Here is a 23,559-nt window from a genome sequence, read left to right as displayed (position 1 = left end):
CACCTTAAAAAGTGGCGCCTAGTGCGCCATCTTTTCTTTTCGAGCAATGCTTTATTTACTGAGTCAAAGTCAAAAATAGTAATTGGCAATTGCTAAATTATGCCCAAATCCGCTACAATGGACGCTTGTTTAATAAAACATAAAACAGAGCAACTCCATTTAAATCATGTTTGAAATTAATCCAGTTAAATCAAAGATAACAGAACTTACCGAACGCACAGCCGTGATTCGGGGGTATCTTTGACTATGATCTAAAAAAAGAACGGCTCGAAGAAGTCAATGCCGAGCTAGAGCAATCCGAAGTATGGGCCGATCCAGAAAAAGCACAAGCGTTAGGTAAAGAACGCGTTGCACTTGATGAAATAATCAATACTATTCATTCATTAACTCAAGGTCTTGACGATGTTGAAGGCTTGCTTGAACTTGCTATTGAAGCTGAAGATCAAGATACTTTCGATGAAGCTAATTTTGAACTTGAACAGTTAGAGAAAAAACTGGCTGGACTTGAATTCCGACGAATGTTTTCTGGTAAATATGATAGTGCAGATTGTTATTTAGATATCCAATCAGGCTCAGGGGGAACTGAAGCACAAGATTGGGCAGAAATGTTACTTAGGATGTATTTACGCTGGGCTGAATCAAAAGGTTTTGCAACTGAAGTGATGGAAGTATCGGATGGTGATGTTGCTGGTATAAAATCGGCAACGATTAAAGTATCGGGTGATTATGCTTACGGTTGGTTACGCACAGAAACTGGAGTACACCGCCTAGTTCGCAAAAGTCCATTTGACTCAGGCAATCGACGCCATACCTCGTTTGCTTCTGTATTTGTTTATCCTGAAATTGATGATGATATTGATATCGACATTAACCCTGCCGATCTCCGTATCGATGTATACCGTGCGTCAGGTGCTGGTGGTCAACATGTAAATAAAACTGAGTCTGCTGTACGAATCACTCATATTCCTACGGGTATTGTTACTCAATGTCAAAATAACCGTTCACAACACAGCAATAAAGATCAAGCAATGAAACAGTTAAAAGCAAAACTGTATGAGCTTGAGATGCAAAAAAAGAATGCTGAAAAACAACAAATGGAAGAGACTAAATCTGACATTGGTTGGGGAAGCCAAATTCGCTCTTACGTACTTGATGATTCGCGTATCAAGGATTTGCGTACTGGCGTTGAAACTCGTAATACACAGGCCGTATTAGATGGCGATTTAGATCAATTTATTGAAGAAAGCTTAAAAGCAGGTTTATAAACCGCTTGGTTATAAATAAAAGGTAAAACTATGTCAACAGAGCAGCAAGATCAACAAAACCAAATTGAAGAGTTAAATAATGAACTAAAAGTACGTCGCGAAAAGCTCGCTCATCTTCGCGAACAAGGTATTGCTTTCCCTAATGATTTTCGCCGTGATGCGATTTCTAGTGATCTCCATAAACAATATGGCGATAAAACTAACGAAGAACTGATTGAAAAGAAAATTATTGTAACTGTGGCTGGCCGTATGATGATGCGTCGTATAATGGGTAAAGCCTCGTTTGTTTCTCTACAAGATGTTGCTGGACAAATCCAACTTTATGTTACTCGTGATGATCTCCCTGAAGGTTTTTATAACGAGCAATTTAAAAAATGGGATTTGGGAGATATTGTCGGCGCTAAAGGTTACCTATTTAAGACTAAAACTGGTGAGCTATCTATCCACTGTGAAGAAATTCGTTTATTAACTAAAGCTCTTCGCCCATTACCTGATAAGTTTCATGGACTTGCCGATCAAGAAATGCGTTACCGTCAACGTTACTTGGATCTTATCACAAATCAAGAATCAAGAGAGACTTTTAAAGCGCGTTCCAAAGTTGTCAGTGAAATCCGCAACTTTATGATTGAAAACCACTTTATGGAAGTCGAAACGCCAATGATGCAGGTAATTCCGGGTGGTGCATCAGCTAAACCATTTATTACGCATCACAATGCGCTTGATTTAGATATGTATATGCGTATTGCGCCAGAACTTTATCTAAAACGATTAGTTGTAGGCGGCTTTGAGCGGGTATTTGAAATTAATCGCAACTTCCGAAATGAAGGCGTATCACCAAGACATAATCCAGAATTTACCATGATGGAAATGTACATGGCTTATGCTGATTACAAAGATCTGATCGTATTAACAGAAACATTATTCCGTCGTTTAGCTATTGCGGTAACAGGTGATGCTGTTGTGCAATATGGTGAACATACGTTTGATTTTGGTAAACCATTTATCAAAATGACCATGCGTGAAGCCATTTGCCATTACCGCCCTGAAACCAATAATGCAGACTTAGATGATTTTGATAAAGCTTGTGCTATTGCACAGTCAATTGGCATTAAAATTGAAAAAGGTTGGGGACTTGGTCGTGTTGTGACTGAAATTTTTGAAGAAGTGGCTGAATCGAACTTAATTCAACCAACTTTTATTACCGAATACCCAGCAGAAGTATCACCGCTTGCTCGCCGTAACGACGAAAACCCATTTGTAACAGACCGATTCGAGTTTTTTATTGGTGGTCGTGAAATTGGCAATGGATTCTCAGAACTTAACGATGCTGAAGATCAAGCTCAACGCTTTGCTGATCAAGTATCACAAAAAGATGCGGGTGATGATGAAGCGATGTTTTATGATGAAGATTATATTACAGCGCTGGAGCACGGCTTACCGCCTACAGCAGGACTTGGGATTGGTATTGACCGTACCGTGATGCTATTTACCAACAGCCACACGATTCGTGATGTAATTTTATTCCCAACCATGCGTCCAATCAAATAAAACGGTTTATCATTAAAAACACACTTATTTTTGGATAAGTGTGTTTTTATACTCAAACACATGCCTACCTGAAACTTTTTGACAAAAAACAGCGATAAGCATATAAAAACAAAAAATCCATTGAATATAAATACTGCATAATTCTATACATGGATTTTGAGCTGACTGTGAAGTGTGATAACCACCGTATTGATTAAAAATGCAAAAATAGGTTTGCCACCAAAAAAATAGAAAGGCTAAAAAGAGTGATAGATTAATACAGTTATATTATAAATATCGTTGGCCATAAAAATAACCAACGATATAGCAGTTAATTTAGTGGCTATTAGTTGATTTGACTTGATGTGGCAAGATAAGATTTAACACAATAGCTAAAATACCGCACAAACTAATACCTTGCAGTGTATAAGAGCCAAAATCAAAGATCATCCCTCCAATACCAAAAACTAAAACTAATGAAACAATACACATATTACGCGGTACAGATAGATCGACTTTATGTTTCACTAAGATATTAATGCCCACTGATGCAATAGAACCAAACAGTAACACCATAATCCCACCCATTACTACAGTTGGAATTGAACTTAAAAATGCACCAATTTTTCCGATAAAAGACATTAAAATAGCCCAAACAGCTGCCCATGTCATTACTCGCGTTTTAAAATTTCGGGTTAAGGTTACAGCGCCAATCACTTCAGCATAAGTAATACAAGGCGGTCCACCAAAAAGACCGGCAGCCGAAGTTGCAAGCCCATCACCTAATAATGTGCGTTGCAAACCAGGATCACGAGTATAATCTTTACCCGTTACCGAACCAATTGCCATAATATCACCAACATGTTCAATGGTTGGTGCAATAACAATTGGAATCATATATAAAATGGCTTGCCAATGAAACTCAGGGAACGTGAAATCTGGCACTTTAAACCATGGCGCATTAATAACAGGTTGAAAATCGACAATGCCAAATAAACAAGACAATATATATCCCACCACAATACCTGAAATAATAGGTAATAATTTTAGAAACCCTTTTGCCCAAATTGCCACAATTAAAGTCGTTAATAGTGAAACCATTGATATTATAATCAATTTATAATTTTCGACTGGCACCTTAATGTCTTTACCCATTGCCATTCCTACCGCAACAGGTGCAAGTGATAAACCAATAACCATAATAATTGGACCAGTTACAACTGGCGGTAATATACGGTCAATAACATGGCTACCATTAATTTTTACTAAAAAAGCAAAAAACATAAAAACAAAACCCGCAGCCACTAAACCGCCTAAAGTGGCAGGAATGCCCCATTGAGCAACACCAAATGAAATAGGGGCAATAAAAGCAAATGATGACGCTAAAAATACAGGAACTTTACCTTTAGTTGTCAGTTGAAATAACAACGTACCAACACCAGCAGTAAAAAGAGCTACATTTGGGTTTAATTTTGTTAAAAGGGGAACTAATACCAAAGCCCCAAAGGCGACAAATAACATCTGTGCGCCGGTAAAAATATCTTGCCATGAATGCTTATGCTGTGATGTTATATTTTTTGTTTTATCTGTTGTGATATTGCTCACATCTCGCCTCTCTTACTTAACGAAGTTTATTGTATAACTTACCTGATTAACAGGCATAAAAAAACCGGATTAACCGGTCTAAATTTTGAGATTTTATTTTGTGCCGAAGATTTTGTCTCCAGCATCACCCAGTCCAGGTAATATGTAGCCTTTTTCGTTCAACCTCTCATCAATCGATGCCGTATAAAGTTCAACATCAGGGTGAGCTTGTTCAAGCACTTTAATACCTTCTGGTGCAGCAACTAAAACTAATACTTTAATATTTTTACAACCTGCTTTTTTAAGTAAATCGATTGTCGCCACCATTGACCCACCTGTTGCTAACATTGGATCAACAACTAAAGCCATTCGATCTTCAATATCCGAGGTTAGTTTTTGAAAATAAGGAACAGGTTCTAACGTTTCTTCGTTACGATAAAACCCGACAACGCTAATACGGGCACTTGGCACATGCTCAAGCACACCATCCATCATACCTAATCCGGCGCGCAAAATAGGTACAACCGTAATTTTTTTACCCTTAATACGTTCTACTTGAACAGGTCCACACCAACCATCTATTGTTACTGTTTCGGTAGGTAGATCAGCAGTTGCTTCATAAGTTAATAAACTGCCAACTTCGCTGGCAAGAGCACGAAAGTCTTTGGTGCTAATATCGTGTTCACGCATTAATCCAATTTTATGGCGTACAAGAGGGTGTTTTACTTCAACTATTTTCATGGATGGCCTCAGTGTTATTTTCTATAATCTGTTAGCTGGTATAAATAACCACTGAGCGATAATTCTAACATAGTTATCACTTTATGAAAACCTGAAATCAACAGCCTTATAGGCAATGTAAATATTGATAAAAAATAAAAATAAAAAAATTTAACGATAAAAATCAGTTTTATTTTCGTTTTTTTTTCATTAAAATAGCCATCCCAAATAATTTATTTCAGTAATTAATTTAAAAAAGGAATATAGGAATGAATTGGTTTATTGATTGTATTACAAAAAATTATGCAAATTTTAATGGTCGAGCTCGTCGTCAAGAATATTGGATGTTTACTCTCTTCAATTTTCTTTTAAATCTTGCTTTGACTATTGTTGGTATGATCCTTGTTTCAATTAGTAGCTCTTTAGTCTCAGTAATAAATATTATTAGTTTTGTTGCTTGGGCAGCATTATTTATTCCAAGTTTGGCTGTTGCAGTACGACGTTTACATGATACAGATAGATCTGGTTGGTGGGTATTAATTGCTTTGGTTCCATTGATTGGCGCAATTGTGTTATTGGTTTTCGCATGCTCAGACTCAACACCAGGCAGCAACCAATACGGTGAAAACCCTAAAGGGTTATAATTTACTAATAACCTTATCACTAAACGTGATAAGGTTAAATCATTATCAATGTCATCTTCTACCTTATTAAATACTTTCTCCGTTTAAATACTCAACAGGTAAATCAATCACTTTTTTATTAATTTGTTCACCATTAATCCGTTTTAATAACAGCTCAGCTGCAATTTTTCCCATTTCAATTCTTGGTGTCTGTATAGATGCTAGTTTGGGATTCATAAATTGACCAATTTGATGTCCATGAAATCCAACAATCGCTATTTGTTTTGGTACTTCAATTCCCATCCGTTGGCACTCAAGTAATACCCCTAAAGCTAAGTCATCATTAGTACTAAAAATACCATCAACACAAGGAAACTCTTTTAAAATTTGATGCAAAAATCTTGACCCTAATTCATAAGATGATGCTTCTTTAGTCGCTAGCGTTCTAGGTGTTAATCCTGCTTCTTCCATAGCCTTTTCATATCCTTTTTGACGTATAATACTTCGTTGATCTTGTCTTGCACTAAAATAGACAATATTACGGCGGCCTTTATCTATCATTTTATCAATCATATTCTTGGTTGCAGTAAAATTATCAAATCCAACAGCCATATCAATACAAGGTGAAACACTGTCCATAATTTCAACCACAGGAACACCCGAAATTTCAATCATCTTTAATGTTGCTGGAGTATGCGTTCTTTCCGTTAAAATTAATCCGTCAATATTATAAGAAAGTAATGAGCGCAGGCGTAATTCTTCTTTGTCAGCACTGTATCCGGTATGAGTGATCATGGTTTGATATCCTCTTACATCAGTCACCATCTCAATACCTTTTAAAATATCGGCGAAAACCTGATTGGTTAAAGAAGGGAACACAATACCAATGGCATTACTTTTAGCGTTAGACAGCATATCGGGAGCTTTATTAGGAATATATCCTAGCTTATCTATTGCGGCTGAAATTTGTAATTGAAGTGGTTTAGATACAAGATTGGGATCGCGTAAAAAACGACTCACAGTCATTTTACTAATCCCGATTAGATTTGCAATTTCCTGCAAACTTGTTCGACGTCTTTTATTATTACTCATGTTTGTTTTTCCGCTAGTCTTGGTTGCCAATCTATTGCTTTTTTACCTTGTTGCATAATAAGATCATTCGCTTTGGAAAAGTGCTTACAGCCAAAAAATCCACGATGAGCTGATAACGGTGATGGATGTACCGATGTTAATACATGATGTTTTTGGCGATTAATAAACTGCCCTTTTTTTTGTGCAGGAGATCCCCACAATAAAAAAACCACACCTTCAAGATACTCATCGATTGCTGCTATCACATTATCAGTAAAAGTTTCCCAACCTATTTTTGCATGAGAATGCGCTTGCCCCGCTTCAACAGTCAACACATTATTTAATAGTAATACACCTTGAGCAGCCCAAGAAGCTAAATAGCCATGAGAAGGAATTGTAAAACCATCAATATCGGTTGCCAGTTCTTTATAAATATTAACTAACGATGGTGGTGTCTTAACTCCGGGTAAAACAGAAAAAGAAAGACCGTGAGCTTGATTAGGACCATGATAAGGATCTTGCCCTAAAATCACCACTTTGATTTGATCAAATGGTGTAAAACGAAACGCATTAAACACATCATGCTGAGGCGGGTAAATTATCTTGCCATTAGCACGCTCAGTCTTTACAAATTGCATTATTTGTTGAAAATAAAGTTTTTGTTTTTCTGCACCAATAACTTCATGCCAAGTCAATTTTGTTGTCATATTTTGATATCACTCATCAATAATGCCAGTGTTTCTGGGCAATAACTAATATATTTCTACATAATAACCTATCACAAAAGAAAATAGAAATTAAAGGTATTACTTATCGAAGCAATAGTTTTTTTTGACTTTTATCAAATTTTTAAAGTGCTATATTAACCATAATTATTTTAGGGCAATAAGGCCCAGTTAGGAGGATTTAAAATGATTACAGGTATCCAAATTACTAAAGCAGACAACTCAGCACTTCTAAACTCTTTCTGGTTATTAGACGACTCTACAAAAGAAGCTCGTTGTGTAGCTGCTAAATCAGTTTATAAAGAAGATCAAATCATTCCTACTGCAGAACTTGGTCAATTCGAATATCGCGAAGTTCCATTAGATGTTGCTCCAACTGTAAAAGTTGAAGGTGGTCAACATTTAAATGTGAACGTTCTTCGTCGTGAAACTTTAGAAGACGCTGTAAAACACCCAGAAAAATACCCACAATTAACAATTCGTGTTTCTGGTTATGCAGTACGTTTTAACTCATTAACAGCAGAACAACAACGTGATGTTATTGCTCGTACGTTTACAACTAAAATTTAATAAAATAACAAAAGTTTTTAACCCAGCATTTGCTGGGTTTTTTATAATAAATAAGATATTTATTCCGAATTTAATTTTTCATCTTATCAGATTAACTATTTTATCCTAGTGATGTTAAACATTTCAGCAATACTTCAGTTAATTTCGATGCGTTAGTCCTTTTTATGTAGTTGACATGAATATAAGAAAAAGAATTTTCTTGCTCAAGAATATAAATAGTTGCTATTGTAGCTATTATCGCCATTAAAGTCATAGCAGGTTACTTAAGTTAGGTGTTGGTGGATGTGTTTATGCTACCAACCGTACTTTTTATTCCTTAAACTGTTTTATATTGAACAATATTTCTTTATTTTGTTAATAAAATTTTTTTCTAAAGATAAAATTTAGTAGATGTTTTTGCTTGCTAAGTAAAAACACAATACCTTCATAGCGATAATTAACCATTGATTGCTTAAACAAGTACTAATTAAATTCCACCTAACTCTACCACAATTGAAATAACTTTACACATTCTACAATATAGTTAAGAATAAAATTATTTTAATATCAAAAATCATAAACTTTCTATAAGGAATTTTTAGAATGAAAACAATTGGTTTAATCGGGGGTATGAGTTGGGAAAGTACAACAACTTATTATCAAGTTATTAATCAAACTATTGCTAAATCATTAGGAGGCCTGCATTCAGCAAAAACGATTTTATATAGCGTTGATTTTCAAGAAATTGAAAGTTGCCAAGCTAATAATGAGTGGAACAAAAGCGCAGAAATTTTAATTGATGCGGCTAAAAGAGTTGAATTAGCTGGTGCAGATTTTATTGTTATTTGTACCAATACTATGCATAAAGTTGCAGATCAAATTCAAAAAGCAATTAATATTCCGATTATTCATATTGCCGATGTGACAGCTATACATTTACTCGCACAAAATATTAAATCGGTCGCTTTGTTAGGTACTAAATATACAATGGAGCAGGACTTTTATAAATCTAAACTGATCGATAAAAATTTAAATGTGCTTATTCCTGAATCTCAAGACAGAAATATTATTAATGAGATCATTTATGATGAACTTTGCAAAGGTATTATTCAGCCTGATTCTAAGCAAGCCTATCTTAATATTGTTGATAAACTCATTAAAAATGGCGCAGAAGGTGTTATTTTAGGCTGTACGGAAATTGGGTTATTAATCTCTCAATCCGATCGTAATATACCTTTTTTTGATACAGCCTTAATTCACGCGCAAGAGGTAGCATTACTTGCAATAAGTTAATAAGTTATTCTTCGTTGGTATATTCTAGTATATCACCTGGTTGGCAATCTAGATGTTTGCAGATTGCTTCGAGTGTTGCTAGTCTAAATCCTTTTACTTTACCTTGCTTAAGTAATGATAAATTTTGTTCTGTAATACCAACTGCTACCGCTAGATCTTTTGATTTAACTTTACGTTTAGCAAGCATTACGTCTAAATTTATTATAATTGGCACATATGACTCCTTTTAAATAAATTGTTTATTTTCTTCAGCTAGTTGGCAGGCCTTTTTTAGTATTTGACCAATGAGCATAATACTAATCGCAAGAAATAACGTTATAATTTCATCACTAGAAAAAGAAATAGAAAAGTAACGTGCTGATTCCTCTTGATTATAAGTTAAGATCGTTGTTAATAACGGTTCAGATAAAAAACTTATAACCACCCAACAAACAAGCAATTTGCCAAAGATGTAACAATGGTTGGCTGATTTTACTGAGAAATATTCGGATTGACTGTAATTGATAAACAGTAGTCTAAGTTGATAAAACGCATAAACTAAAAGAAGTATTAATGAAGTATCCATTAATGTTGCAATAGCCGCTTGCCATCCAGATAAAGATACAGGATCAACATTCTCCCACCCACCAGAGGAGAAAGTAAACCCTACAAGTCCAATATCTTGTCTATCAAAAAAATAATATAAGAATGGAGATATTGCGCCAATTAACAAAATTAGAATTGGAATTAATGTTAGTAATGCCATAATTCGACAATATTGATTCAATCGAGAATGTGTTTTAGTCATATCTGTGTTCATTTTTAAATCCTTTCGTTTTATAAAAAGTGAACACAGTATAGCATTGGGAAATTCATTAAACAATAAAAATTAAAGTAAAACGATAATTTTTTATTTTATTATTTTTAATTATAAAAACTAAATATTAAATAAAATTACTTTATAATTATTTGATTTCACTAAAAAATAATTAGATATAAATTAATTAAAATCAATGTTATATATGAAAAAGTTTGTTCGAAAAAATACAACGATTTTACAATCTCAAAAGGAATCTTGTTCTGCAAGGGTTGCTTGTACAATCCTTAGTGCATTGAAAGTTTCCTTTACATCGTGTACGCGAATAATTTTTGCTCCTTTCATTGCCGCAATTACTGCACATGTAATACTACCAAGTGTACGTTCTTGCGGTGGTACATTTAATACTTGTCCTATCATGGATTTTCGGGACATGCCTACTAATAAAGGAAGGTTTAAGTGGTGAAACCGTTCAAGTGTTGCTAATAGCCGGTAATTGTGCATTAGTGTTTTACCAAATCCAAAACCAGGGTCGAGTATGATTTTTTGACGGTCAATGCCTTCGTTTATGCAACGTTGGATCTGTTTTGTAAAAAAATTATCGACTTCTTGATAGATATCTAGCTCATAGTATGGCGCATTTTGCATAGTTTTAGGTGCGCCTTGCATATGCATAATGCAAACAGGTAATCCTGTTTGTGCAGCTGCTTCAACCGCACCTGGTTCTGTTAAAGCTCTAATATCATTAATTAGATGGGCTCCTGCTTTGGCAGATTCGGTCATGACTTGTGGTTTTGATGTATCAACCGAAATCCAAACATCAAAATAATGGGCAATTTTTTCAATTAATGGAATAACACGGTTAAGCTCTTCATCGACAGACACTTCAGTTGCACCAGGGCGTGTTGATTCGCCGCCGACATCAATAAATGTTGCACCAGCTTGGATCATACTGTCAACTCGACGCATAGCATCATCAAGGTTGTTATAATTACCACCGTCAGAAAATGAATCTGGCGTCATATTAACGATGCCCATCACTTGTGGGAATGAAAGATCCATCACATGATTTTGAAAATGTATTTCCATGATTAAAAGCCCTATTTGATTAAAATTAATGATGCAGTTGTTTAAATGATCTTCAAAATTATTAAGCATAATTAAAGTGAAATTTTCAATATAATCGTTGCCTTATTCCTGCAAATTTATTGATAAGCTATTTTTAGTTTACCGATAAAAAACGCGCCGTAAGCGCGTTATATTTTATTAAAGCAAATTAACTTTTTTATTGTAGTGGTGTATCACTACCTTCATTTGCTGCTTTTTCATCGCTTTCCGTCCAATCATCAGGTGGTGTGACCGGTTGACGATTCATAAGTTCATCAATTTGTTGTTTATTGATTGTTTCATATTTTAACAGTGCATCTTTCATGGCGTGAAGAATATCAATATTTTCAGTTAGGATCGTTTTTGCACGTTGATAGTTACGTTGAATAATAGCGTCAACTTCTTCATCAATAATTTGAGCTGTACTATCTGAGATTTTTTTCAAAGGCCCATAAGATGATTCTTCGTACTCAAATAATACAGGCGGTAAACGTTCTGAGAATCCCCATTGGGTTACCATTGCTCGAGCAACATTAGATGCATATTGAATATCACTTGATGCCCCCGACGTAATTTTATCTTCACCAAAGACTAATCCTTCAGCAATTCGGCCTGCATAAGCGGTAGAAATTTTTGATTCTAATTGAGTTCGGCTTTGGCTAATTTGGTCACCTTCAGGTAAAAAGAATGCTACACCTAATGCGCGCCCACGAGGGATAATAGTTACTTTATGAAGTGGATCATGATCTGGCACAAGATAGCCAACAATCGCATGTCCAGCTTCGTGATAAGCAGTATTAGTTAATTGTTCTTTCGTCATAGATAATGAACGGCGTTGAGTTCCCATATTGATTTTGTCTTTGGCTTCCTCAAATTCTTCCATGGTAACTACTCGTTTGTTTCGACGTGCAGCAAATAAAGCTGCTTCGTTAACTAAATTAGCAAGTTCTGCACCAGAGTAATTTGGTGTGCCACGAGCTAATACCGATAAGTTGACATCAGAACCTAACGGAACTTTGCGTACATGAACGGCAAGAATTTGTTCACGGCCTTTCATGTCTGGTAAACCAATTTGCACTTGGCGGTCAAAACGTCCAGGACGGAGTAACGCCGAATCTAAAATATCAACTCGGTTAGTTGCCGCGATGATAATAATGCCGCTATTAGCCTCAAACCCATCCATTTCAACCAACATTTGGTTTAATGTTTGTTCTCGTTCATCATGACCTCCCATTGAGCCAGCACCACGCTTGCGTCCGACGGCATCAATTTCGTCAATAAAGATAATACAAGGTGCGTGTTTACGTGCTTGTTCAAAGAGATCTCGCACTCGCGAAGCCCCCACTCCCACAAACATCTCAACAAAGTCAGAACCTGAAATGCTAAAAAAAGGCACATTGGCTTCACCTGCAATAGCTCTTGCTAGTAAAGTTTTACCTGTTCCAGGAGGTCCTACCATTAAAATCCCTTTTGGTATGCGTCCTCCCAATTTTTGATATTTGCCTGGATCGCGTAAAAAGTCGACAACTTCGGTGACTTCTTGTTTTGCTTCTTCACTTCCGGCAACATCGGTAAATTTTGTTTTGACTTGGTCTGGCGTTAGCATTTTTGCTTTACTTTTACCAACTGACATTGGTCCACCTTTACCACCACCTTGCATTTGACGCATCATAAAGAGCCAAAAACCAATAAGCAAAATCATAGGAAACCAAGAGATAAGAATGCTGGTGATTAAGTTTGGTCTTTCATCGGGTTTACCATAAACAGGTACTTTATTGGCCAATAAATCATCCATTAATTTTCCATCAAGGTAAGGGATATATGTAGTGTAATTGCCTTTATTTTTAGTTGTGGCAACAATTTCTCGTCCGTTAATATGCACTTCTTGGAGATTACCAGCTGCGATATCGGAATTAAATTGGGTATAATTGACTTGAGGTCCACTATTAGATATTGAGCTGAATTGGCTAAATCCAACAATCAATGCTACAGCGATGATTCCCCAGATCAGTAAATTCTTTATCATGTCGTTCAAAAGAAAAACCTCTCATAAAAATTAACAGTTACGACTAAATTTAGCAAAGTATGGTACTACAAAATTATACAACTGGCTACTTCATACCCATTGCAACAATATAAACTTCTCGAGATCGTGTTCGTGAGGCTTCAGGCTTACGAATTTTGACCGTTTTAAACATTGAACGGACTTGCTTTAGGTACTCTTCAAATCCTTCGCCCTGAAACACTTTAACAATAAAATTACCATTAAGAGCAAGTACGTCTTTACACATATCTAACGCTAGTTCAACTAAATACATTGCTCTAGGTATATCAACTGCAGGTTGACCGCTCATGTTGGGCGCCATGTCTGACATGACAACTTGGACTTTTTCTTCGCCAACTCGTTCAAGTAATGCTTTTAAAACTGCGTCATCCCGAAAATCGCCTTGAAGAAAGTCAACGCCAACAATGGGATCCATGGGAAGTAAGTCACAGGCAATAATACGCCCTTTATTGCCGATAAGCGATGCGACATATTGTGACCAACCTCCTGGGGCTGCACCTAAATCAACAACCGTTATTCCGGGCTTAAATAATTTGTCACTTTTTTGAATTTCCTCAAGTTTGAACCAAGCTCTAGATCGGAGCCCTTTTTTGTGTGCTTGTTGTACAAAGCGATCATTAAAATGCTCATTGAGCCAGCGCGTTGAACTTGCTGAGCGTTTTTTATTACTCACAACTAATAAATCCTTAATGTAAAAGGTCACTTCATTGATTACAAACATATATAAGGGTAGAATAGCAAAATTACAACTTAATGTGATAAAAATTTAATGAATTTATCGAATAAACAAAAACAGTATTTAAAAAGTGAAGCTCATCATTTAAAACCTATAGTGATGATTGGGGCTAATGGATTTACCGAGGGTGTACTTGCCGAGATTGACAACGCTTTAAATTTCCATGAGTTGATTAAAATTAAGGTTTCTGCTGAAGATCGTGAAACAAAAAGGCTTATTTGTGATGCAATTGTACGCGAAACAAAAGCGTTAGCAGTGCAATTGGTTGGTTCTAATTTCACTATTTTTAGACCAAGCGAAGATAAGAAAATTTCCCTACCTAAATAAATGTAACAGGGCTTAGCCCTGTTGCATTTATCATCTGCTTTTGTAAGTGGTTTATTTAATAATTAGATATATTCAACTTTAACAATATCAAATTCTACATCACCCCCTGGGGTTTTAATTTGTACTGTATCACCATCTTCTTTGCCAATTAACCCTCTGGCAATAGGTGAGTTGACTGAAATAAGATTTTGTCTGTAGTCAGCTTCATCATCACCCACTATGCGATATGTTGTCTCTTCGTCCGTTTCAATATTTATTACTGTTACTGTAGCACCAAAAATAATACGACCAGTATTTTTTACTTTGGTAATATCAATAATTTGAGCTTGTGATAATTTACCTTCGATTTCTTGAATACGACCCTCACAAAAACCTTGCTGTTCTCTTGCTGCATGGTATTCAGCGTTTTCCTTTAAATCGCCATGAGCTCTTGCCTCTGCTATTGCTGCCGTTATTTGTGGTCTTTTGACATTCTTTAACTCTTCTAATTCGGCTCGTAATAGTTCAGCTCCCTTTACTGTCATTGGGATTTGTTTCATCTAGGTATCTCCCGTTTTTACTTATTTTAGTAAATAAAAAATAATTATCCCTTATCTTAATCAAAAGAAAGAGAAAGTTAATTGTTTTTTGTTTATTTAAAAACGTTAAAGTGAATATTTATATATTAACTGTAAAGTTAGTTTAATAACAAATCATTTATACTGAAAATGAGATGATATTTTTATAAAAATCGGTTATCGTAATATAACTATTTAGTAGTTCATTATAATAATTACATTTATTTATGCGGCAATTCCGATTTTATATAATCATTTCTCTGTCCATCGTTTGGTTTTTTTTATTGTTGTCTTATTTTGTTTTACAAACTTCGTTCGGAGCAAAATTAGTTAGTTATCAGTTATCTAAATTAAGTTCATATACAATCTCAATCGGCAGTGTTCATCACTCTTTTTCAACTTTTTATGAATTGGTTTTTGATGATGTTGTTGTCAATGATAATAATCAAGAGATTGTTAATGTTCCTAAATTAGTTGTAGGGTTGGATAAAAGTGATTTATGGCAATTAAGCCATTTTAATTATGTTACTGTCATTAATGGTACTATTAATACTACTCAATCCAAGCATTATGCTTTTTCAACAAACACACTAAAATTTGTTAATTCAACCATTAATATTCTGGCTAATAATGGAAAAGACAAACTTTCTTTCTTCAAAATCAATGGAGGGATTCAACCTTTTTTTTCATCAGGGGGAGATAAATATCAATTTGATTTTACTTCTCAAGAAGCTTTGGTAAATCAAATACCAATAAAATCTTTGCTTATTCAAGGTTTCCATCGAGATGGTATTACTACGATTACTAATTTAGGTGGAAATATTAAAGACGGATTTTTTGTCAGTAAATTAAAAATACAGGCCGACAATATTTTAGATATCGAACAATTAAAGTTGCATAATATACATTTTCAATCAACCGATGATGATTTTTTTGATAAAGATTCTCATGTCCTGCCAAAGCTAACAATCAAACAACTATCAATACAGGAAAGTAGTATTCAGTTACCCAATTTTTTAATGGAAAAAGGCAATATTGAAGCGACGAATCTTCGTTATGATGGGCAATGGCATTTCGAACAGGGCTCCTTTATTTTTACTGCCGAGGAACTAGTTTGGCATAATCAGTTATTTTCGTCAGTATTAGCAAAATTATTATTTCAAGACCAAGAATTGATAATTCAAAAAGTACTAGCAAAATGGAATAAAGGTAGTATAAATTTTTCTGGTAAGTGGAAAGATAATACCTTACATCTAGATCAATTAATGTTAGCGGATATTGTCTATGAGATTCCTGAAAATTTGGGACAGACTCTGTTACCTAATATTTTTAGAAATATTAAGCTTGATAAGCTGAATATTTTTCAAAGTTTGATAATTAGAAAGCAGAGCGATTTTCCTTTTAGTTTATATAATTTTCAAGCTTCAGGTAAAGATATCACTTTAGCAAAAGCGCAAAAATTAGGACTATTTTCAGGAACTGTCTTTTTTAAATCTGAAAAAGCTTCGTTAAATCGAATTGATATTCGTTATCCAGATCTTGTTCTCAAATTTGATTCTGATAACCATCCTTCATTAAGTTTTAGTTCTTTAACTAATGGGGGAATAATTGAGTCGAGAGCAAAAGTTGATTTATCGCAAAATGAACCGCTATCTTTGCAATTTGATGCTTATGGTGTAACAAGTTTGTTACTAGAGAATTGGAAATTGATAAAACAACCGCCAAATGCTATGAATTACTCAGCTAATTTACATGGTAAATTACAACCATTTAATTTCTCAGGTAAATTTTCGGCTAATGGGTATGAGTATATCATTAATCTTGCGCATTGATTTTTACAAAAGCATCCTTATATAACATCGTTAAGATGTTTAAGTTATTATGTTCATTTGAGCTTAAAAAACTCAATAATAAGTAATATGAGGTAGTAATAGTGCTTATAAGATTAGATAAATGGCTTTGGGCGGCAAGATTTTATAAGTCTCGATCATTAGCACGAGAAATGGTTGACGGTGGTAAAGTGCATTATAATGGCCAACGTACCAAACCAAGTAAGCTTGTTGAAGTCGGAGCAATCTTAACGCTTCGCCAAGGCTCTGTTCAAAAAACAGTTCGGGTTTTAGCCATCAGTGAACAACGAAGAACTGCTATTGAAGCCCAACAACTTTATCAAGAAACTCCTGACAGTATTGCAAAACGAGAAAAAATAGCGCAAGCGCGTAAACTTAATGCATTGACAATGCCGCATCCAGATAGACGGCCTGATAAAAAGGAACGGCGTAATTTGATTAAATTTAAATATGATAGGCAACAAGATGGCAATAATTAATATGGATACTTTAAACCGTTTTTTATTTGATAATCACCCTATTCGTGGTGAAATTACCCGTTTGGAACAGACATATCAAGCGATTTTAGATAATCATACTTATCCAATAGCAGTACAAAAATTGCTTGGTGAATTATTGGTTGTAACTAGTTTATTAACAGCAACACTAAAATTTGAAGGCGATATTGCTGTTCAGTTACAAGGTGATGGAGCGTTATCTTTAGCGGTTGTTAATGGTAATGATCAACAGCAGCTACGCGGTGTTGCTCGGGTTAGCGGTGAAATCGCTGATAATGCAACACTTAAAGAGATGGTGGGTAATGGCTATGTCGTTATTACTATTACCCCTAAAAATGGTGAGCGTTATCAAGGTATCGTTGGTCTGGAAAAAGATACACTTATTGGTTGTATCGAAAATTATTTTATGCAATCAGAACAGCTCCCTACTCGTCTATTTGTAAAAATAGGTGTACATGATAATAAACCAATAGCAGCAGGTATTTTATTGCAAGTTTTACCTGCTAATGAAAATACAGTTGAATCATTTGAACATGTTAGCACTTTAACTGAGACAATCACTAGTGATGAGTTATTTCAACTTTCTGCTGATGAGATTTTATATCGTTTATATAATCAAGAAGAAGTACGTCTTTTTGAAACGCATGATATTACTTTTAAGTGCGGATGTTCACGTCAACGTTGTGAAGATAGTTTAATGACTTTACCAGCTAATGAGATTGATGAAATCCTAAAGGAAAACGAGGGAAAGATTGATATCCATTGTGATTATTGTGGAAAGCATTATCTGTTTTATGCAATTGATATTGCTGAAATTAGAAGTAAAAGTAACCTAAATTATCATTGATTTTCATAGAAAAACACCACTAAGGCTACTAATACCATAGTGGTAAAGTGAAAATATAGGGAATTAAACCCATATTCAATTTAACAGAATAAAAAAAAGATACCAATCTATTTTATCTGTTTTATATAAAAATTTTGTAAAGAAAATTTACAAAACTATTTTACATTGAAATTAATAAAAAATTTTTTAGCCTTAACTTTTTAAAATTCATAAAAATTATTTTTATTTACTTCCTACATAAATATCTTCAACAATGGCGTGTTGATTTACGATTCTCCATTTAATATTAAAATGGTAAAGTGCAAGTCCGTATGCTTGTTCATTAATGTTTTTTTGTTTATAGGCTGGTCTTGGATCTTGGGATATTACTTGTGTAATTAATTCGGTGAGTTGAGGATAACTTTGTTTTTGTAAATCCAAAGATAATCGTGCTTTTTGTGAGAACTCTACTGTTATTTTTTTTTCAGGAGTAGATTGTGCGTATCCTGCAAGTGCTTCTGAGTGGCTATCGGAATAAGGGAGATAAGGCTTGATATCAATAATTGGTGTGCCATCGACTAAGTCGAGACTTCCTAATTTTAAGACTACTTGCTTATTTTCTATGATGATATCTTTTAACTCTACTGCTGAAAGCCCAATATGATTAGGTCTAAATGGCGATCGTGTAGCAAACACTCCCATTGTTTTATTGCCACCTAAACGAGGAGGACGAACGGTTAATCTCCATTTTTCAGGGGCAACATGGTGAAATAGGAATAATAGCCATAAATGTGAAAATTGTTCTAATCCTTTTACACTGATAGGGTCATTATAAGGTGCTAATAAATAAAGTTCCCCTTGTCCTGCACTAACTAGATTGGGTTGTCTTGGAACGGCAAATTTTTCACTATACGGTGAGCGGATAATACCGATTGGTTCAATTTGATATGTCATTATTGGTCGATAATTTTATTTATGAGTAGCAATTTTGTTAAGTCATTTAATTATTATCTCTATTTCCGCCGATCGATACAAAGATCGGCGGATTTAATATTAGTCTAATATCTATTTATAGATTATTACCAACCGCGAATAGCTCCACCATTAAAAATTTGGTCAGCTTTTTGTGCAACAGCTTCGGTTTGGTATGCTTTTACAAAATTTTTCACATTTTCATTATCTTTATCCGTTTCACGCGAAACAATAATGTTGACATATGGTGATTCTTTATCCTCAACAAAAATACCATCTTTACTTGGTGTTAGGTTTGCTTGTCCTGCAAATGCGTTATTGATGATTGCAAGATCAACTTGGGCATCATCCAATGAACGAGGTAACATTGGAGCTTCAAGTTCTAAAATATTGTAGTTATAAGGGTTACTTGTAATATCAAGTACAGTTGGTAGTAAACCTTTAGATTTATCAACCGTAATCATCCCTTCATGTTGTAATAATAGTAATGCACGTCCTAAGTTTGTAGGGTCATTAGGAATAGCAATCGTTGAGTTAGCTGGAATGAAAAACGCTTCACCGCGTGGTGAAGTGACTTTTACGCCTTCGCCTGTTTCTATTGATTCATCAATTGGTTTTAGTTTATGAGAATAGCTTGCAATAGGATAAACAAATGAATTACCTACTACAGCTAATTTATAGCCACGTTCTTTCATTTGTTCATCTAAATAAGGTTTATGTTGGAAAGCATTTACATCAATTAAGCCATCATTTAATGCTTGATTTGGGGTTACGTAATCGTTAAAAATAACTAGTTCAACATCTAGATTATAAAGATCTTTTGCTTGTTGTTTAACTACTTCAGCAACTTCTTGTTCAGGGCCTGAAATTACTCCGACTTTTAGAACGTTTACTTTAGTTGGTTCTGTTGGTTTGTTATCTGTTGTGGCTGTTTGTTTATTATTATCACAGCCAGTTAGAAAAAATGCACTTACCAATGTGGTAATAAGTGCTAGCTTTTTAATAGACATATATTTCTCCAAAATTAATGATGCGTGACGCGTTTAACAATCATATTGCCAATAAATTGAATAATAAAGACAATAATAATTAATATAACTAAAACAGTATTCATTATAGCTGGCTTGTAGCCGTTGTAACCATATTGAATAGCAAGTTGCCCAAGGCCTCCTGCGCCAACAGCTCCAGCCATTGCAATATATCCTGTCAAAGTAATTAAAGTAATTGTCATACTATTGACAATTATAGGCAATGACTCAGGTAATAAAACTTTATATATAATTTGTAGTGGTGTTGCACCCATTGAGCGTGCAGCCTCTATTAATCCTTTGGGAACATCTAATAATGCATTTTCTATCATACGTGCAATTAATGGCGATACACCAATACTTAATGGTACCACTGCAGCTTGTTTACCTATAAAGGTGCCCATTAAAATTGTGGTGAAAGGAATAATCCATACAATTAATATGATAAAAGGGATTGAACGAAATACATTAGTAATAAAAGAAATAATGCTATTAGCGACATAACAATCCAATATTTGTCCTTTACGCGTCGTATAAAGTAATATACCAACGGGTAATCCAATTATCGTTCCCCAAAAACCTGATAAGATGACCATAAATAGAGTTTCATCTGTTGCTTGTGCCATTTTGAACAGCATTGCTTCATTAAAACCATTAAATGATGAACAAAAAGCAACAAAGTCAGCCCAAAAATTATATTGAGTTAAATATCGAAATAATGATTCAAAAGGTTTAAATGAAGGAATAAAATCAAACATAGCCGAGCACCTCTACTTTAGTATTATTTTTTTCTAAGAATTGAATTGCTGATGCCATACTTTTTTGTTTTCCTTTCATTTCTGCTAACATTAAGCCAAATTTGACTCCTCCAGCATAATCCATTTGTGCACTGATAATGTTACTATCAATTTCGAATTCTTTAGCGATTTGAGATAATAATGGTAAATCAACGGAGACTCCTGTAAATTCTAAACGTAATAGCGGATTGAGTCCTTCTTTGTGTTCAGATGATAGCCTTATTAAATAATCATTTGGAATACTAAGGTGTAAGGTTGATTGAATAAATTGTCGTGCAATATCTGTTTTAGCATAAGAAAACATTTCGCCTACTGATGACTGTTCAACTAGTTCGCCATCACTTATAACAGCTACTTGATCACAAATTTGTTTTACTACATCCATTTCATGAGTAATTAATAAAATTGTTAATCCTAATTTTTGGTTAATATCTTTTAGTAATGACAAAATTGAACGTGTTGTTTCAGGATCAAGCGCACTGGTTGCTTCATCACATAATAATACTTTGGGGTCACTTGCCAAAGCTCTCGCAATAGCAACACGTTGTTTTTGTCCTCCAGATAAATTAGTTGGATAAACATTCGCTTTCTCTGTCAATCCGACTAATTCCATAAGCTCATTTACTTTCTGCTTAATTGCTATTTTAGGCGTTTTATTGAGTTCTAGAGGGAAAGCGATATTATCAAATACAGTACGTGAGGAAAGTAAATTGAAATGTTGAAAAATCATACTAATTTTTCGGCGTATTTCAATTAATTTTCTATTAGATAGATTAGTGATCTCTTGATTATCAAAGAAGATCTTCCCACTAGTCGGCTTTTCTAGTAGGTTAATGCAGCGAATAAGTGTGCTTTTCCCAGCCCCTGATTTGCCAATAACACCGTAAATTCCCCCTTGGGGAACATGGATATTAATGTCTTTTAAAGCATAAATTGGGGTTTTATTATGCTCAAATGTTTTCGAAATATGTTGTAGTTGTATCATAATATATAAAAACAAAAGATGAATAAATGAATATTAAGACGTCTAGACATCTAAGTCAATCAATAATATGCTATATGAATTAGAGTAATATCTAAAATTAAAAGGAAAAAAAGTAAATATGAAGCCAGCTATTTTTTTAGATCGAGATGGTACTATTAATATAGATTATAATTATGTACATACAATCGATAAATTCCATTTTATTGATGGTGTTATTGAAGCAATGCAAGAACTCAAAAAAATGGGTTTTATGTTAGTTATAACAACCAATCAATCAGGTATTGCTAGAAATATATTTACAGAAGAACAATTTCATACTTTGACTGAATGGATGGATTGGTCTTTGCAAGATCGTGGTGTTGATTTAGATGGTGTCTATTATTGCCCTCACGACCCGTTAGTGGATACTTGTGAATGTCGAAAACCAAGTCCAGGTATGATTCAAACAGCAGCTAAAGAACTAAAAATTGATATTGCTAATTCCTATATGGTTGGAGATAGAGTGTCTGACCTATTATCGGGTAAAAAAGCTGGAGTTAAAAAAACTGTGTTAGTAAAAACGGGTGATACCATAACAGAAGAGGCATTAGAACAAGCTGATTTGATTATTGATAGTTTGGCTGATCTACCAAAAAGAATAAAAAACCAATATTGATTGTTGTTTTAACTAATACAGTGTTTAGATTAAACGCTGTATTAAAGTTATACTTTTAAGTATCAGTGAAGTAATGGTTAATCCAATAAAACAGGCGCTAATAAAAGTAACAACAGTTATATCTAGCTGATTTGTAGAAAAAGAATAGTTGCCAAAAATAAGCAAAGTAATAAGTGTTACTAAGCTCCAGTATGGAAAACCAATTTTATTTTGTTTAGATGTTACAATCGGTAAATAATAAATAGTCCCACAAAACTCATACCAATTAATGAACTACCATGTTGTAATAAACTAAAAAGTTGAACAAAACAACCTGACGGATGAGTAAAAGAGTCCCATTCAATATGAGAAATTATGCCAATAATTGCCGATGTTAAAAAACTTAACCAATGCTAACAGCAATATTTATTCCAGTTGAAAGTTAAATAATTAGCAAATCACTTATAAAAGAAATTAGGTAAATTTTTAATTAAAACATTTCGAATGATAAAATGAAAAATATAAGCAATAACTAAAGTCATTGGTAAATCAAATAGAAAAATACCAGCTAGACTATGACTTAAAGCACTTTTTACCTCCATTATTAAGAAGTACTCAAAATCAAGAGCCATACTATCAATAATCAAAGCCGTCATAGAAAATAGATGAGGTTTCTTATATAAAGGTAATATGATAGCTGGATGAGCGAATGTAAAAGGCACTTTTTATTCTAACTTAATAAAGAGTGTTTAATTTAAAGCTATTTTGTTTGTTATAAGAAATATAATCGACCTACCAAAGATATTAAATATTAGAATTTGGTTTTACAACAATTCAACTTAGTTTGTTTTTAGCTCGTCTTGAGCAAAAAAAATGCAAACAAGAAAAAATGCGTAATGATCTCTTGTATAATTTTTTTAAACCCCTATAATGCGCATCCACTGACATGCAGTCAGCGACAAGCAGACGAAGAGTTGGTGATTAAGTGAGATCAAAAATTTTAAAAAAGATCTTGACGAATAAAA

General features: G+C 34.2%; 24 protein-coding genes and 1 pseudogene. 10 read left to right on the top strand and 15 right to left on the bottom strand.

The window, feature by feature from the left end:
* Positions 1 to 166: 166 nt before the first annotated feature.
* Positions 167 to 1,265, top strand: a protein-coding gene (gene prfB, locus ACGH6Q_RS09975) for a peptide chain release factor 2 (RefSeq protein ID WP_411592727.1) whose coding sequence is annotated in 2 segments (ribosomal slippage) — positions 167 to 241 and positions 243 to 1,265 — 1,098 coding nt in all. Because the reading frame shifts where the segments join, the coding sequence is not laid out codon by codon here.
* Between the two features lie 30 nt (positions 1,266 to 1,295).
* Complete coding sequence (gene lysS, locus ACGH6Q_RS09970) at positions 1,296 to 2,813, top strand: lysine--tRNA ligase (RefSeq protein ID WP_065561673.1); 1,518 nt, start codon at positions 1,296 to 1,298, stop codon at positions 2,811 to 2,813.
* A 315-nt stretch (positions 2,814 to 3,128) separates the two neighbouring features.
* On the opposite strand, the gene ACGH6Q_RS09965 is transcribed toward lysS, so the two are convergent.
* Positions 3,129 to 4,364 carry a uracil-xanthine permease family protein gene (locus tag ACGH6Q_RS09965; RefSeq protein WP_411592732.1) on the bottom strand — a complete coding sequence of 412 codons (1,236 nt, stop codon included), beginning with the start codon at positions 4,362 to 4,364 and terminating at the stop codon, positions 3,129 to 3,131.
* Between the two features lie 126 nt (positions 4,365 to 4,490).
* Complete coding sequence (gene upp / locus ACGH6Q_RS09960; RefSeq protein ID WP_065561672.1) at positions 4,491 to 5,117, bottom strand: uracil phosphoribosyltransferase; 627 nt, start codon at positions 5,115 to 5,117, stop codon at positions 4,491 to 4,493.
* A gap of 248 nt (positions 5,118 to 5,365) precedes the next feature.
* Here upp and ACGH6Q_RS09955 point away from each other — a divergent pair, with 248 nt between their 5' ends.
* The gene (locus ACGH6Q_RS09955) at positions 5,366 to 5,740 is read left to right on the top strand and encodes a DUF805 domain-containing protein (protein WP_296301287.1); all 375 of its coding nucleotides are present in this window, start codon (positions 5,366 to 5,368) and stop codon (positions 5,738 to 5,740) included.
* Between the two features lie 66 nt (positions 5,741 to 5,806).
* Here ACGH6Q_RS09955 and gntR read toward each other — a convergent pair whose 3' ends face one another.
* Both gntR and ung read right to left on the bottom strand, forming a co-directional pair.
* Positions 5,807 to 6,811: a gluconate operon transcriptional repressor GntR gene (gene gntR, locus ACGH6Q_RS09950; protein WP_065590417.1), complete on the bottom strand. Its 1,005-nt coding sequence runs from the start codon at positions 6,809 to 6,811 to the stop codon at positions 5,807 to 5,809.
* Positions 6,808 to 7,497: a uracil-DNA glycosylase gene (ung, locus tag ACGH6Q_RS09945; RefSeq protein WP_065590418.1), complete on the bottom strand. Its 690-nt coding sequence runs from the start codon at positions 7,495 to 7,497 to the stop codon at positions 6,808 to 6,810. Before ung ends, gntR begins: the two co-directional genes overlap by 4 nt.
* A gap of 204 nt (positions 7,498 to 7,701) precedes the next feature.
* Here ung and grcA point away from each other — a divergent pair, with 204 nt between their 5' ends.
* Positions 7,702 to 8,085 (top strand): autonomous glycyl radical cofactor GrcA, encoded by a 384-nt coding sequence (grcA, locus tag ACGH6Q_RS09940; RefSeq protein ID WP_034910787.1) that lies wholly within the window; start codon positions 7,702 to 7,704, stop codon positions 8,083 to 8,085.
* 582 nt (positions 8,086 to 8,667) lie between these two features.
* Positions 8,668 to 9,357, top strand: a complete 690-nt coding sequence (locus tag ACGH6Q_RS09935) for an aspartate/glutamate racemase family protein (protein WP_411592726.1) — start codon at positions 8,668 to 8,670, stop codon at positions 9,355 to 9,357.
* 4 nt (positions 9,358 to 9,361) lie between these two features.
* Here the strand turns inward: ACGH6Q_RS09935 and ACGH6Q_RS09930 are convergent, their stop codons facing one another.
* The 5 genes from ACGH6Q_RS09930 to rlmE form a co-directional block, all read right to left on the bottom strand.
* Positions 9,362 to 9,571, bottom strand: a complete 210-nt coding sequence (locus tag ACGH6Q_RS09930) for a helix-turn-helix domain-containing protein (RefSeq protein ID WP_034910784.1) — start codon at positions 9,569 to 9,571, stop codon at positions 9,362 to 9,364.
* A gap of 12 nt (positions 9,572 to 9,583) precedes the next feature.
* Positions 9,584 to 10,156, bottom strand: a complete 573-nt coding sequence (locus tag ACGH6Q_RS09925; protein WP_296301289.1) for a DUF2975 domain-containing protein — start codon at positions 10,154 to 10,156, stop codon at positions 9,584 to 9,586.
* Between the two features lie 243 nt (positions 10,157 to 10,399).
* On the bottom strand, positions 10,400 to 11,242 hold the full coding sequence (folP, locus tag ACGH6Q_RS09920) for a dihydropteroate synthase (protein WP_411592725.1): 843 nt from the start codon (positions 11,240 to 11,242) through the stop codon (positions 10,400 to 10,402).
* Positions 11,243 to 11,438: 196 nt separating this feature from the next.
* Positions 11,439 to 13,295, bottom strand: coding sequence for an ATP-dependent zinc metalloprotease FtsH (gene ftsH / locus ACGH6Q_RS09915; RefSeq protein ID WP_085165955.1), 1,857 nt, complete (start codon positions 13,293 to 13,295; stop codon positions 11,439 to 11,441).
* A 76-nt stretch (positions 13,296 to 13,371) separates the two neighbouring features.
* On the bottom strand, positions 13,372 to 13,998 hold the full coding sequence (gene rlmE / locus ACGH6Q_RS09910; protein WP_085165954.1) for a 23S rRNA (uridine(2552)-2'-O)-methyltransferase RlmE: 627 nt from the start codon (positions 13,996 to 13,998) through the stop codon (positions 13,372 to 13,374).
* Positions 13,999 to 14,094: 96 nt separating this feature from the next.
* On the opposite strand from rlmE, the gene yhbY reads away from it, so the two are divergent.
* Positions 14,095 to 14,388, top strand: coding sequence for a ribosome assembly RNA-binding protein YhbY (yhbY, locus tag ACGH6Q_RS09905; protein WP_034910776.1), 294 nt, complete (start codon positions 14,095 to 14,097; stop codon positions 14,386 to 14,388).
* 62 nt (positions 14,389 to 14,450) lie between these two features.
* Here yhbY and greA read toward each other — a convergent pair whose 3' ends face one another.
* Complete coding sequence (greA, locus tag ACGH6Q_RS09900; RefSeq protein WP_034910774.1) at positions 14,451 to 14,927, bottom strand: transcription elongation factor GreA; 477 nt, start codon at positions 14,925 to 14,927, stop codon at positions 14,451 to 14,453.
* A gap of 305 nt (positions 14,928 to 15,232) precedes the next feature.
* On the opposite strand from greA, the gene ACGH6Q_RS09895 reads away from it, so the two are divergent.
* The 3 genes from ACGH6Q_RS09895 to hslO all read left to right on the top strand — a co-directional run bounded on the left by ACGH6Q_RS09895 (position 15,233) and on the right by hslO (position 18,139).
* Positions 15,233 to 16,777, top strand: coding sequence for a hypothetical protein (locus ACGH6Q_RS09895; RefSeq protein ID WP_411592724.1), 1,545 nt, complete (start codon positions 15,233 to 15,235; stop codon positions 16,775 to 16,777).
* Positions 16,778 to 16,878: 101 nt separating this feature from the next.
* The gene (gene hslR, locus ACGH6Q_RS09890) at positions 16,879 to 17,274 is read left to right on the top strand and encodes a ribosome-associated heat shock protein Hsp15 (protein WP_244178549.1); all 396 of its coding nucleotides are present in this window, start codon (positions 16,879 to 16,881) and stop codon (positions 17,272 to 17,274) included.
* Entirely contained in the window at positions 17,261 to 18,139 is an 879-nt protein-coding gene (hslO, locus tag ACGH6Q_RS09885; protein ID WP_411592723.1) for an Hsp33 family molecular chaperone HslO, read from the top strand. Before hslR ends, hslO begins: the two co-directional genes overlap by 14 nt.
* A gap of 222 nt (positions 18,140 to 18,361) precedes the next feature.
* Here hslO and tsaA read toward each other — a convergent pair whose 3' ends face one another.
* From tsaA to metN, 4 genes are all read right to left on the bottom strand, one after another.
* On the bottom strand, positions 18,362 to 19,075 hold the full coding sequence (gene tsaA / locus ACGH6Q_RS09880) for a tRNA (N6-threonylcarbamoyladenosine(37)-N6)-methyltransferase TrmO (protein WP_366940480.1): 714 nt from the start codon (positions 19,073 to 19,075) through the stop codon (positions 18,362 to 18,364).
* A gap of 122 nt (positions 19,076 to 19,197) precedes the next feature.
* Complete coding sequence (locus tag ACGH6Q_RS09875; RefSeq protein WP_065590425.1) at positions 19,198 to 20,100, bottom strand: MetQ/NlpA family lipoprotein; 903 nt, start codon at positions 20,098 to 20,100, stop codon at positions 19,198 to 19,200.
* Positions 20,101 to 20,114: 14 nt separating this feature from the next.
* Entirely contained in the window at positions 20,115 to 20,756 is a 642-nt protein-coding gene (locus ACGH6Q_RS09870) for a methionine ABC transporter permease MetI (RefSeq protein WP_174799305.1), read from the bottom strand.
* 112 nt (positions 20,757 to 20,868) lie between these two features.
* Positions 20,869 to 21,900 carry a methionine ABC transporter ATP-binding protein MetN gene (gene metN / locus ACGH6Q_RS09865; RefSeq protein ID WP_411592722.1) on the bottom strand — a complete coding sequence of 344 codons (1,032 nt, stop codon included), beginning with the start codon at positions 21,898 to 21,900 and terminating at the stop codon, positions 20,869 to 20,871.
* Positions 21,901 to 22,018: 118 nt separating this feature from the next.
* On the opposite strand from metN, the gene gmhB reads away from it, so the two are divergent.
* Positions 22,019 to 22,555 carry a D-glycero-beta-D-manno-heptose 1,7-bisphosphate 7-phosphatase gene (gene gmhB, locus ACGH6Q_RS09860; protein ID WP_065590427.1) on the top strand — a complete coding sequence of 179 codons (537 nt, stop codon included), beginning with the start codon at positions 22,019 to 22,021 and terminating at the stop codon, positions 22,553 to 22,555.
* A 221-nt stretch (positions 22,556 to 22,776) separates the two neighbouring features.
* On the opposite strand, the pseudogene ACGH6Q_RS09855 reads toward gmhB, so the two are convergent.
* Positions 22,777 to 23,256 (bottom strand): annotated as a pseudogene (locus tag ACGH6Q_RS09855) (DUF4184 family protein).
* Positions 23,257 to 23,559: the final 303 nt, after the last annotated feature.

Origin of the sequence: Gilliamella sp. BG2 (assembly GCF_046635645.1) — a bacterium.
Lineage (GTDB): Bacteria > Pseudomonadota > Gammaproteobacteria > Enterobacterales > Orbaceae > Gilliamella > Gilliamella bombi.
This window is presented reverse-complemented; position numbering and strand designations above follow the sequence as displayed.